At 71.9% G+C, this 12,101-nt stretch carries 10 protein-coding genes; 6 read left to right on the forward strand and 4 right to left on the reverse strand.

Features of this window, described 5'->3' with window-relative positions:
- Nucleotide 1: 1 nt before the first annotated feature.
- Together FHR37_RS28580 and FHR37_RS28585 are read left to right on the forward strand one after the other, a co-directional pair.
- Nucleotides 2-1,243, forward strand: coding sequence for an RNA polymerase sigma factor (locus FHR37_RS28580; RefSeq protein ID WP_092886542.1), 1,242 nt, complete (start codon nucleotides 2-4; stop codon nucleotides 1,241-1,243).
- A 40-nt stretch (nucleotides 1,244-1,283) separates the two neighbouring features.
- Nucleotides 1,284-2,261: a DNA polymerase domain-containing protein gene (locus tag FHR37_RS28585; RefSeq protein ID WP_092886540.1), complete on the forward strand. Its 978-nt coding sequence runs from the start codon at nucleotides 1,284-1,286 to the stop codon at nucleotides 2,259-2,261.
- 9 nt (nucleotides 2,262-2,270) lie between these two features.
- Here FHR37_RS28585 and FHR37_RS28590 read toward each other — a convergent pair whose 3' ends face one another.
- The gene (locus tag FHR37_RS28590) at nucleotides 2,271-4,469 is read right to left on the reverse strand and encodes a HelD family protein (RefSeq protein ID WP_092886538.1); all 2,199 of its coding nucleotides are present in this window, start codon (nucleotides 4,467-4,469) and stop codon (nucleotides 2,271-2,273) included.
- 330 nt (nucleotides 4,470-4,799) lie between these two features.
- On the opposite strand from FHR37_RS28590, the gene FHR37_RS28595 reads away from it, so the two are divergent.
- Nucleotides 4,800-6,422: an alkaline phosphatase D family protein gene (locus FHR37_RS28595; protein ID WP_237768989.1), complete on the forward strand. Its 1,623-nt coding sequence runs from the start codon at nucleotides 4,800-4,802 to the stop codon at nucleotides 6,420-6,422.
- An 11-nt stretch (nucleotides 6,423-6,433) separates the two neighbouring features.
- On the opposite strand, the gene FHR37_RS28600 is transcribed toward FHR37_RS28595, so the two are convergent.
- Both FHR37_RS28600 and FHR37_RS28605 read right to left on the reverse strand, forming a co-directional pair.
- Entirely contained in the window at nucleotides 6,434-6,703 is a 270-nt protein-coding gene (locus FHR37_RS28600; protein ID WP_092886536.1) for a DUF1905 domain-containing protein, read from the reverse strand.
- A gap of 91 nt (nucleotides 6,704-6,794) precedes the next feature.
- Nucleotides 6,795-7,823: a TetR/AcrR family transcriptional regulator C-terminal domain-containing protein gene (locus tag FHR37_RS28605; RefSeq protein ID WP_092886533.1), complete on the reverse strand. Its 1,029-nt coding sequence runs from the start codon at nucleotides 7,821-7,823 to the stop codon at nucleotides 6,795-6,797.
- A 213-nt stretch (nucleotides 7,824-8,036) separates the two neighbouring features.
- Here FHR37_RS28605 and FHR37_RS28610 point away from each other — a divergent pair, with 213 nt between their 5' ends.
- The 3 genes from FHR37_RS28610 (at nucleotide 8,037) to FHR37_RS28620 (ending at nucleotide 11,171) form a co-directional block, all read left to right on the forward strand.
- A complete protein-coding gene (locus FHR37_RS28610) occupies nucleotides 8,037-9,242 on the forward strand; it encodes an FAD-dependent monooxygenase (protein ID WP_092886531.1) in 1,206 nt (401 codons plus the stop codon).
- Nucleotides 9,243-9,356: 114 nt separating this feature from the next.
- Nucleotides 9,357-10,625 carry an MFS transporter gene (locus FHR37_RS28615; protein ID WP_202818280.1) on the forward strand — a complete coding sequence of 423 codons (1,269 nt, stop codon included), beginning with the start codon at nucleotides 9,357-9,359 and terminating at the stop codon, nucleotides 10,623-10,625.
- A 33-nt stretch (nucleotides 10,626-10,658) separates the two neighbouring features.
- Nucleotides 10,659-11,171 (forward strand): DinB family protein, encoded by a 513-nt coding sequence (locus FHR37_RS28620; protein ID WP_092886529.1) that lies wholly within the window; start codon nucleotides 10,659-10,661, stop codon nucleotides 11,169-11,171.
- Nucleotides 11,172-11,192: 21 nt separating this feature from the next.
- On the opposite strand, the gene FHR37_RS28625 is transcribed toward FHR37_RS28620, so the two are convergent.
- The gene (locus FHR37_RS28625; RefSeq protein ID WP_175542702.1) at nucleotides 11,193-12,080 is read right to left on the reverse strand and encodes a phosphotransferase; all 888 of its coding nucleotides are present in this window, start codon (nucleotides 12,078-12,080) and stop codon (nucleotides 11,193-11,195) included.
- Nucleotides 12,081-12,101: the final 21 nt, after the last annotated feature.

Consider the following 12,101-nt stretch of genomic DNA (forward strand, 5'->3'; position numbering starts at 1 on the left):
GGTGACCGAGCTCGAGGACCTGCTGCGCACGCTGGCGCCGCGGGTCCTCGGCGCGGTCGTCCGTAGGTACGGCCACTTCGACACCGCCGAGGACGCCACCCAGGAGGCGCTGCTGGCCGCCGCCACCCGGTGGCCGGTCGACGGTGTGCCGGACGACCCGCGGGCCTGGCTGGTGACGGTCGCCTCCCGCCGGCTCACCGACCTGCTGCGCAACGAGCAGGCCCGGCGCCAGCGCGAGGACACCGTCGCATCCTGGGTGCTGCCCGACCAGTGGCTGGCTCCACCCGCCGACCGGAGCGCGTCCGACACCGACGACTCGCTGATCCTGCTGTTCATGTGCTGCCACCCGGCGCTGTCGGCGGAGGGCAAGATCGCGTTGACGCTGCGCGCCGTCGGCGGGCTGACCACGGCGGAGGTGGCCCGGGCGTTCCTCGTCTCCGAACAGACCATGGCCCGCCGGATCGGCCGGGCCAAGCAGCGCATTCGTGACAGCGGTGTGGCGTTCGGCATCCCGGCCGGTGCCGCGCGGGACGACCGGCTGGCCGCCGTGCTGCACGTGCTCTACCTGATCTTCAACGAGGGATACGCGAGTACGTCCGGCCCCAGCCTGCACCGCGTGGAGCTCGCCACCGAGGCGATCCGGCTGGCCCGGATGGTGCACCGGCTGCTGCCCGGCGACGGCGAGGTGGCCGGGCTGCTGGCGCTGATGCTGCTCACCGACGCCCGGCGGGCAGCGCGGGTCGGGCCGCACGGCGAGCTCGTCCCGATGGACGAACAGGACGGCGGCCGCTGGAACGCCGGGCAGATCGCCGAGGGGGTACGCCTGGTCACCGCCGCCTTGCCGCGCGGCCACACCGGGCCGTACCAACTGCAGGCCGCGATCGCCGCACTCCACGACGAGGCGCCCAGCTACGAGGAGACCGACTGGCCGCAGATCGCCGCGTTGTACGGCCTGCTGCGCAGGATCTCCGACAACCCGATGGTCGCGCTGAACCATGCCGTCGCGGTGGCCATGGTGGAAGGGCCGCGCGCCGGTCTGTCGCTGGTCGGGGCGCTGGAGTCCGACGTACGACTGGCGCAGGACCATCGGTTGCACGCGGTCCGGGGGCATCTGCTGGAACGCGACGGCGATCCGGCCGGCGCCCGGACGGCCTACCTCGCCGCCGCGGACCTCACCTCCAGTCTTCCCCGGCAGCGATATCTGCGGGCCCGCGCCGCCCGACTGGCCGACGTCGCCGAGTGACCTGCGCCGCGTTGTCGGCGGCGTCGCCTACGCTGCGGGCATGACGTCGGAGGAGACGCGTGAGGGTGTGTCGCTGACCAACCTCGACCAGCCGTTGTTCGACGGTGCGGACGCGACCAAGCGTGATCTCGTCGACTACCTCGACGCCGTGGGCGACAGGCTCGTCGCCGAGCTGGCCGGCCGGCCGTTGTCGGTGGTGCGGGTGCTGCGCGGGCAGTCGCCGTTCATGCAGAAGAACCTCCCGAAGTACACCCCCTCGTGGGTGCGCAGCGTCGAGGTGTGGGCGGAGGCCTCCAAGCGGAAGATCCGGTACGCCCTGTGTGACGACCGCCGCACGCTGCTGTGGTTCGGCAACCAGCGCGCTATCGAATACCACCCCACGCTGTCCCGCGCCGACAGCGTCACGCATCCCACCGCCCTGATTCTCGACATCGACCCGCCGGAGGGCGACGATCTCGCCGCGGGGTTCGGGCTGGCGGTGGCGGCGGCGAAGCTGGTCCGGCAGGCGCTGGCCGACGACGGGCTGGCCGGCGCGGTGAAGACCAGCGGCGCCAAGGGCCTGCACGTGGTCGTCCCGCTCGCGCAGGGGCAGGACGTGTGGGACGTCGCGGCGGCGACCCGGGCGCTCGCCGTGCGGGCCGAGCGACTCGATCCGTCCGTGGCGACCACCGCGTTCATCCGCGAGGACCGGGCCGGAAAGGTGTTCCTCGACTCGACCCGCGCCGGCGGGGCCACCGTCGTCGCGGCGTACAGCCCCCGGCTCCGGCCGGGCGTTCCGGTGTCCTACCCAGTCGGCTGGGACGTGCTCGACGACATCGTCCCCGGCGACTTCACCATCCACACCGTGCCGGAGCTGATCGGCACGAGCGACCCGTGGGTGGAGCAGTTGCCGGCTCCGCAGACGCTGCCCGCCGACCTCGTTGCCGAGGGGCACACGATCCCGGTGGCCAGGGTCCAGGCGATGCACGAGGGCAAGCGCCGCGCCCGCGCCCGGCGCGGTGAGTCGACGGAGACGTAGAGGTAGACGTCAACCAGCGGTTGCGGCGCCGCGGAGTTCGGCCGGCAGCGGTTCGGCGTGCACGACGTGCAGGCTGGTGACCGCCCGGGTGAGCACGACGTACAGCCGGGCCAGCCCGCGCGGCTCGGCCGCCACGATCCCGGCCGGCTCGGCGACCACCACCGCGTCGAACTCCAGCCCCTTGGCCAGCATCGCGGGTACGCACACCAGCCGGTCCGTCTCCATCGCGTCGTCTGCGCCGCCGAGCAGCGCGGACGGCAGGCCCCTGTCCAGCAGGCCCGCCCGGAGCTCGTCCACGTCGGCGTCCGCCGCGATCATCGCCACCGAACCCTCACCACCCAGGGCGTTCCGGCAGGCGTCCGCGAGGCTGTCAAGAAAGCCTTGACGGCCGGCCGACGTCACGGGGATGACCCGTAGCGCGCCCGGCAGGGAACGAAATCCCGTTGGCCGGCCCAGGGCGGGCGCGATCGTCGGCAGCAGCCGGGCCGCGAAGTCGATGATCTCGCCCGGCACCCGGAACCCCCGCTCCAGCTCGACCAGCCGGGTGTCGTGCATCTCCAGGTGCTCGAAGACCTGCTCCCACGAACCCGTCGTCGCGGGTGACGTCGCCTGGGCGAGATCGCCGAGCACGGTCGCGGAGCCGGTACGGCAGCGCCGGCCGAGTGCCCGCAGCTGCATGGCCGACAGGTCCTGCGCCTCGTCCACCACCAGGTGGCCGAGCGAACCCGCCCGGCGTTCGATCAGGTCGGTGAGCTCGTCGAGCAGCACCAGGTCGGCCGGCGACCACTTCGCCGACTTCGCCGACCGTGGGGGTTTGCGCCAGGCCAGGGCGATCCGCTCGTCCTCGGTGAGGTCGGTCCCGGCCGCGAGCTCGAGGAACGCGGCGTCGGACAGCAGCCGGAACAGCACCTGCTCCGGCGTCACCTTCGGCCACACCTGGTCGACCAGCACCTTGACCGGCCTCGACCGGGCCACCGCGTTCTGCACCCGGTCGTCGGGCGACTCGCCGCGGCGTTCCATCAGCACCAGCACCTCGTGCGCGATCCGCTGGGCGAGAGAGTTGCGTCCGGGCGCGTAGCGGGTCGTACCACGCAGCGACTCGACGATCTCTGCGACGGCGTAGTCGTGCACGCGGTAGCGGTTGGATCCCTTGGTGTAAAGGATTCCCTCGGCCGGCGTACCGACGTACGTCCACAGCGCGCGGAGCAGGACCGCCGCCATCCGGGCGTCGCCCTTGAGCTGCTCCGCCCGCGGGTCTTCGGTGCCGGCCGTGCCGACGGCGTTCGCGGTGCCGGTCTGGCCGAGCAACTCCTCGACCGTGGTCTGGCGTACGTCGACCTCACCGAGGGCGGGCAGCACCTTGCGGATGTAGGAGAGGAACGAGCGGTTCGGCCCGACGATGACGACGCCGCCGCGGCGCAGGCGTTCGCGTTCGGTGTAGAGCAGGTAGGCGATCCGGTGCAGCCCGATCGCCGTCTTGCCGGTGCCCGGTGCGCCCTGCACGCAGATCGACGGCTGCAGCGGCGCGCGGACCAGGTCGTCCTGCTCGGGTTGGATGGTGGCGACGATGTCGCGCATCGGTCCGGTGCGTGGGCGTTCGATCACGGCCCGCAGGAAGGCGTCCGCACGAGGGTCGCCCGCCTCGCCCGCCGTTGTGTCCGTACCGTCGAGGATCTCGTCGTCGTAGGCGGTCAGGTCGGCCGCGTCGGAGAAACCGTAGCGGCGGCGCCGGTGGACGTGCTGCCGGTCGGTACGGGTGGCGCGGTAGAACGGGACCGAGACGCGCGCCCGCCAGTCGATCACCAGTGGCGTACCCACCTCGTCGTGCACGTGCCGGCGGCCGATGTGGATCCGGTCGCCCGCCTCCGCGACGGTCCCGGCGTCGTAGTCGATCCGGCCGAAGAACAGCGGCACGTCGGGCAGGTCGACCAGGGACTGGGCGCGCAGCCAGCGGGCGCGCAGGTTCGACTCGTTGGTGAAGCGTTCGTCGTTGTCCTCGCCGCCGATCAGCGGCGTCTCGGTGTCCACGACGTCGGCGTGCATGCGCCGCAGGGCCGCACGGGCGTCGTCCAGAAACCCGCGCTCCGCCCGTAGCTCCGGGTCGTACGGCCTGCCGGGACCAGTGGGATCGGTGGGACGAGTGGGATCGGTGGGGTCGGCGCCGGTGGCGGATTCGGACCGGCCGGCTGCGGTGGTGACGGACTTCATCAGGGCCTGGGCTCCTCTGGTCGTGAGGACGAAGAGATCGGCGGCCGTCGACGAGGGTCCCGCCCCGGAGTGAGAAGGTCCGGTTCGATTCGATCCTTCGAGGATTACTCGAGAGCCACCCAGGAAGCCCGGTGACGCTACCAGGGCGGTTGCCGTCCCGCCACCGGTTATTCGCGCCCGGCCGATGGGTAGCTCGCACTGTGGCGGACAACTCCAGCTCTGCCCGCCGCGCGCCCGCGTCCGGCTGCTCCCGTCAGCCGGGCGCGGCGCACTTTCGCCGGACGCGGCGTACTTCCGTTCGGGCTTCGCGGACTTCGGTCGGGCACCAGGGTGAGTTGGTCCACGCACGCGCGCGCAGCGAACTCCCCACCGGGGCGGCTGTCCCGGCGACGGTTCCTGGGCTTCGGCGGAGGCGGTGCCGCCGCGGTGCTGCTCGGCACCGGGGTGTTCGTCGAGAACTCCGTGTCGTCCCTCCCGCTCGGTGGCGCCGACCCCTTCACTCTCGGCGTCGCCTCCGGTGACCCGGCGCCGGACGGGATGGTGCTGTGGACCCGGCTGGCGCCGGTGCCGCTGGCGGCCGACGGCAGCGGCGGGATGCCGCCGAGACCCGTGCGGGTGGAGTACGAAGTGGCCGCCGACGACCGGTTCGCCCGCGTCGTCCGCCGCGGCCGGGTGGTGGCCACCCCCGAACTCGGCCATTCGGTGCATCCGGAGGTCGGCGGCCTGGAACCCGACCGGGTGTACTACTACCGGTTCCGGGTCGGCGGGGCGCTCTCCCCGGTCGGGCGGACGAGGACGACGCCGCTCGCCTCGTCCTCGCCGCGGGAGCTCAGCTTCGCGTTCGCCAGCTGTCAGACCTGGCAGGACGGCTACTTCACCGCGTACGACCATCTGGCGCGGGAGGACCTCGACCTGGTGGTCCATCTGGGCGACTACATCTACGAGCACGTGCCCGACCGTGACCGGCGGGGAAAGATCGGCGAGGCGTCGCTGCGCACCGAGGTCTTCGACCTGCCCGGCTACCGGCTGCAGTACGCGCTCTACAAGTCAGAGGCGCCGCTGCGGGCCGCGCACGCGCGCTTCCCGTGGATCGTGACGCTGGACGACCACGAGGTGGAGGACGACTGGGCCGGCGACCATCCCGGAGTCACCCCGGTGCCGGACGCGGATCCGGTCGCGTTCCGCCGGCGGCGGGCGGCGGGGTTCCAGGCGATGTACGAGAACCAGCCGATGCGGCACACCCAGTTGCCGTCCGGCCCGGCGATGCGCCTGCACCGGCGGTTGGCGTACGGACGGCTGGTCGACCTCACCATGCTGGACACCCGGCAGTACCGCGACGACCAGCCCTGCGGAGGCGGGCGGGAGGCCGGCTGCACCGGGCGGTTCGCCGCCGGCCGGACCATCCTCGGCACCCGGCAGCGGGCATGGCTGCTGAACGGGTTCGCGACCTCCCCGGCCCGGTGGCAGGTGCTCGGCAACCAGGTCCCGATGGGGCAGGGCGATCTTGCTCCCGGTCCGGCGACGAAGGTGTCGCTGGACGCGTGGGACGGCTACGTCGCCGACCGCAACCGCGTGCTCGCCGCCGCCCGGAACGCCGGTGTGCGGAACCTCGTGGTGATCACCGGCGACCGGCACCGCAACCACGCCATGGACCTCAGAGCCGACTACGCCGATCCCGAGTCGCCGACCGTGGGCGCGGAGTTCGTCGGCACGTCCGTCACCACCCGCGGCGACGGTGCGGAGGTGGACGCGCGGGGACGGCTGATGCTCGCCTCGAACCCGGACCTGAAGTTCTACAACGCCCGCCGGGGCTACGTCCGGGTGCACGTGGACCGGGAGCGGTGGCGGACGGACTTCCGGGTGCTGCCGTACGTCACCCGGCCTGGCGCGCCGGTCAGCACCCGTGCCACCTGGGTGGTGGAGGACCGCCGGCCCGGCGTCCAGGAGGGCTGAACCGGCTGAACTCAGTCCGTGATCCGCTCCAGCAGGTGGACGGTCACGGTGTCGCCCGCGTGCTTGCCGATGGCCACGCGTACGTCGGACTTCACCGGCAGCTTGTGCCGCCCGTCGCCGAGCGGCATGAACGAGCTCCGGAACGGGTGTCCGTCGATCGTGCCGCGCACCTTCACCAGTCCTTTGGTGCCGAAGTAGTCCACCGACTCCGGCCAGACGAGATAGGTCCAGCCTCCCTTCGCCGGGCTCTTCTCCAACGTGGCCTCGAAGTGCTTGTCCATCGCCTGGTCCTCCTGCTGGTCGTACGGTGCCCGTGGCGCCGGGGCGCGCCGGTGGCGTCGCCCACCTTCAGACCTGCTGTCGGCTCGGAACTCATCGCCGGGGACGGGTGCGCCGCCGCGTGGACGCCGCCAGGTCGGTGCAGCCGTCAAGCAGGCGTTGCAGACCGAACTCGAACAGCGCGTCCAGGTCGAAGTCGTACTCCTCCTCGGCGAGCCGGGCGAACGTCACCAGCCGCTGCTCGGCGACGATCCGGTCGATGGCCGGCTGCTGGGCCGCCATCCACTCCTGGTTCGTCAGCCCGCTGGCCGCTTCCGCCTCCGCCTCGCTCTCCAGGTTGACCGCCGTGCCGCGCACGTAGTTGAACAGCGTCAGGTGCATGGTGAACGCCGTCTGCAGGTCGAAGCCCTCGGCGACCAGACCGGCGAGCACCCATTCGGTGTACGGCAGGGCGTGCGGGGTCGCCTGCGGGCGGGTGATCGACATGGTGGGCGCGAGCCAGGGATGCCGGCGGAAGATCGCCCACAGCGTCCGGGCCACCAGGTCCAGCCGCGCCCGCCAGCCGTCCGGTGGCTCGGCCGGGAGCGGCGAAGCCGCCATCACCGCGTCCATCATCCGCAGCAGCAGATCGTCCTTGTCGCGCACGTGCCGGTACAGCGACATGGTGGCGACTCCGAGTTCGACGGCCACCCGGCGCATCGACACGGCCGAGACGCCCTCGGCGTCCGCGACGGCGATCGCCGCCTCGACGACGCGCTCGGTGGTGAGCGTACGGTCCGCCGGGGCTCGGCCGTCAGTAGTGGCTCGGCCGTCAGTGGTGGTTCGGGTGTCGGTGGTGGTTCGGTTGCCGGTGGTGGCGCGGCCGGCCGGGTCGGTTGGCCGGTTGACCGGCCTTCCGCGCTCGGCGACCACGGTGCCGACGCCGGGCACGGCCCGCACCAGGCCGAGGTGGCGAAGCTCGGTGAGCGCCTTGGTGGCGGTCGCCATCGCCACGCCCCACTCACGGGTGATCTCCCGGGTCGAGGGAACCCGGTCGCCCGGTGCGAGCTCGCCGGTCTCGATGCGGCGACGGAGCGCGGCGACGACCTCGCGGCACCGCGACGCCGTGGACGAAGCTGCCATCCGGGGGCCCTTCCCTTCTGCGGATCCTGCGGAGTCGTACGACCGCTGTACTAGTGCACCGACGCCCTGCTCAGCCTAGCCTTCCGACGCCGGACCACCAGTCGGTCGCGCCGCCAGGCCGGCTGTCAGGCGGTGAGTGCACTAGTACGGTCGTACGGATCATGTTGTAAACAACGCTTGCACGGACTGTGCGTACACCGTACAGTCACCGCCATGTCGAACAAGACCGTCCTCGTTTCCGGCGCCAGCATCGCCGGCCCGGCCGCCGCGTACTGGCTACGCAGAGCCGGCTACAGCCCCACCGTCGTCGAGCGCGCGCCGGCACCCCGGCCCGGCGGCCAGGCGGTCGACCTGCGCGGCGCCGGCCGCACTGTGATCACCCGGATGGGACTGATGGAGCGGGCACGGGCAATCTCGCTGGACCAGCGCGGCCTCGCCCTGGTCGACAGCCGGGGCCGGATCACCGCTCGGATGCCGGCGGACAGCTTCGGCGGCGAGGGCATCGTGTCCGAGATCGAGATCCTGCGCGGCGACCTGTGCGAGTTGCTGTACGACGCCACGCTGCCCGACACCGAGTACCTCTTCGACGACACCATCACCGAGCTGCGCCAGGACGAGGACGGCGTGCAGGTGAGGTTCGAACGCGCCGCTCCCCGCCGGTTCGACCTGGTGGTGGGCGCCGACGGGCTGCACTCGACCGTCCGCGCACTGGCGTTCGGTCCCGAGGAGAGGTACGTCCGCCCGCTGGACTGCTACACCGCCTGGTTCACCACCACTGAGGACATCGCGCTCGACGACTGGTACCTCATGCACAACGCGCCCGGCGGGCTGGTCGCGTCAGCCCGGCCGGGCCGCCTGCCCGGTGAGGTGAAGGCCGGGCTGAGCTTTCGGTCCGAGCCGCTGTCGTACGACCGGCGCGACGTACGCGGGCAGCAGGACGTGATCGCGGCACGGTTCGCCCGGGTGGGCTGGGAGGTCCCGCGGTTGCTCGCCGGAATGCGTGCCGGCACCGACTTCGCGTTCGACTCGATCGGGCAGGTGCACCTCGACCACTGGTCCTGCGGCCGGGTCGTGCTGCTCGGCGACGCCGGCTACTGCCCGACCCCGCTCACCGGGCTGGGGACCAGCGTCGCCCTGGTCGGTGCGTACGTGCTGGCCGGTGAGCTCGCCGCCGGCGGCGACCACGCGACCGCCTTCGCCCGCTACGAGAACCGCATCCGGCCCTACGTCACCAGCGCGCAGGAGCTCCCGCCGGGCGGGGTGTCGGGATACGCGCCGATGAGTGCGGCGGCGATCCGGGCGCGGGGGCTGTCCATGCGGTGGATGAACCGGTGGCCGATGCGGCCGTTGATGGCCCGGCAGTTCGCCAAGGCGGCCGACATCGAACTCCCCGAGTACGCCTTCGCAAGCGTGGGTTGACAGCGGTGCCCGGCGCGGAGTCCGGCGCCGGTCCGGGAGTGGCCAGGCCGGTCCCAGTCAGTGCGGCCTTGCAGGCTTGACCGTCGCTCCGTGCCGCGAGAACGATGGCGGCCCGTGAACACAACCCGCGGGCCGCGCGTGAAGGACGACGAAACCCTGGACCGGCGGCACTGGCGCTGGGCGGTGCTCGCGTCGATGGCCGACTACATCGACGCCGGTTCGATCGTGGCGGGTTCCGCGGGCCTTGCCCTGTGGGCGAGCGCATACCACCTGAGCAGCGGTGCGGTCGGCCTGATCGCGGCGTTCAGCTCGAACGCCATCTCGGCCGGCGTCGGCTGCCTGATCGGCGGCTGGCTGGGTGACCGGGTGGGCCGCAAACGGGTCTACCAGTGGGACCTGCTGGTGTACGCGTTCGGGACGCTGTTCATCATCTTCTCGCCCAGCCTGCCCGGTCTGCTGGTCGGCTTCGTCATCGTCGGGCTCGCGGTCGGCGCGGACATCCCCACGTCGTGGACGCTGATCGCGGAGTTCTCCCCGGCTCGGGCGCGCGGGAAGATGCTCGGCCTCACCAACGTGTTCTGGTCACTCGGCCCGGTGCTGACGCTGGCGCTCGCCTGGGCGCTCGCACCCCTTGGCCTGCTGGGGATCCGGATCGTCTTCGCCCACCTGCTGGTGGTGGCGCTGGTGACGTGGTTCTTCCGCCGCGGGATGGTCGAGTCCGAACGCTGGCGCAACGCCGGCCGGCAGGCGGGGATGCGGCTGCGGGACTTCACCACGAAGGCGAACCTGCGGGCGTTCGCGTTCGTGTTCGCGATGTTCCTGCCGTGGAACCTCGTCGCGGGGACGGCCGGGTTCTTCTTCCCGTACATCCTGCGTACCGTCGGCGGCGCCGGCCAGGGAACCAGCGTCGCCCTGCAGGCGATGGGCTTCCTCGTCGTGTCGATCACCACGTCGGTGGTGTTCATGCCGCTCAGCGACACCCGGCACCGGCGGCTGCTGTTCGGGATCGGCGCGGCGCTGCAGGCGATCGCGTACGGCGTGCTGTTCACGTTCCCGCTCGGCGTGGGGGTCGCCGTGGTCTACCTCGTGGTGAACAACCTCGGCAGCGGGTTCGGGCAGGGACCGTTCTTCCGGGTCTGGTCGACCGAGCTGTTCCCGACCCGGATCAGGGCGAGCTCACAGGCGTTGCTGTACGGCGTGGTGCGGATCCTCATCGGTGGCTGGAGTTTCCTGGTGCCGGTGCTCGCGGCGACCGGATTCCACACGCTCGCGCTGATCCTGCTGTGCCTGCTGGTGATCAGCGGTGCTGTCGGGCTGGTGTTCATGCCGCGTACGGCCGGCAAGAGCCTTGAACAGATCCAGGCCGAACGCGCGCCGGCCTGACGAGCGCCTCAGCTGGTTCGGCAGGATGACGACATGGCATGGATCGCGCCGCAGGTCGAACGAGGTCATGCGGAGCCGCTCGTCGGCGACGAACGCGCTGTCCTCGACGGATGGCTGGACTGGCACCGCGCCACCTTGCTGCACAAGTGCGCCGGGCTGACCGGCGAGCAGTTGGCCCGCCGGGCGGTCCCCACGTCGAACCTCTCGCTGCTCGGACTTCTCCGGCACGTCGCGGAGGTGGAGCGAATGTGGTTCCGCCGGAATGTGGGTGGTGAGATCCTTCCGGCGGTCTACCCGGCCGGCGTGGACTTCGACGACGCCGACGCGAGCGGCGCCGAGACCGACTACGCGACGCTGGTGGCGGAGATGGCCGCCGCCCGGACTGCCGTCGCGGGCGTGGGCCTGGACACCGAGTTCGCGATGGCGAGCTGGGGCCGGCAGGTGTCCCTGCGCTGGATCTACGTGCACCTGATCGAGGAGTACGCCAGGCACAACGGCCACGCGGACCTGCTGCGCCAGATCGTCGACGGCACCACCGGCGTCTGACTCCGTATCGTCGGCCGGGCCTTACGGGATGAACCGGGACAGGGCGATGTCGAGGTAGTGCTCGGCGTGGTCGCGCGGACCGTGGCGCAAGGCCCAGTCGACCAGGCTCAGGCTCGCGTGTGCCCAGTACGCGCGGAGCAGCACCGGGTCCACCTGCTTGTCGAAGATCTCGTCCAGGCGGGAAATCGCTTCCGGCTCGACCGACGGACCGCCGGCCGGCCGGGTGACGCGCAGGAACGCGAGCTGGAACCGCAGCTTCAGCAGGGCGAACCACCGGTCACCGCGCCCGATGCCGGCCCAGTCGACGATGCCGCTGACGGCTCCGGTCGGGTCGAGGAGGACGTTGCCGGGTACGAGATCCAGGTGCACCAGGTCGACGCCGGCCAGGTGCGTCGGCGCGACCTCGCCGACCTCGTGGATCCACTGCAGCAACCTGCGGCTCCGTTCGTCGTACCGGTCGAGCGTCTCGTGCAGGCACCAGCCGTCCCCGCTCTCCCGCAGGTGAAGTTTGGGGACGTGGACGTCCGGTCGGTCGGCGAGGACTCCAGCCAGAAGGTCGTTCGCCGCGACGATCGCGTCGACCGTCCGCGCCGTCACGTGTGCGGGTGGCGCGCCCGGCAGTCGTTCCTGGAGGATGACGGCGTTCTCGGAGACGTCGGTGACGAGTTCGTGGCGTGGCGCCGGGGCGCCACGCTCGCGGGCGAGAGCGAGGACGCCGGCGATGTGGCGCAGGAAGTCGGCGGGCGCGGTCGAGCGGGTGAGCACGCCGTCGCGACCGTCCGGCCGCCGTACGAACACCGCCTCACTGACCTCGCCCTGGGCGGCGGCCCCGACGAACTCGAGGCACAGCCCGGACCGCGCGTTGAGGTCGTCGACGAGTCGCCGCGCGCTGCTCGTTGCCGGATCCACAACCGTCACCCTGCGGTGGAT

It is taken from the genome of Actinopolymorpha cephalotaxi (assembly GCF_013408535.1).
Taxonomy (GTDB): Bacteria; Actinomycetota; Actinomycetes; order Propionibacteriales; family Actinopolymorphaceae; genus Actinopolymorpha; species Actinopolymorpha cephalotaxi.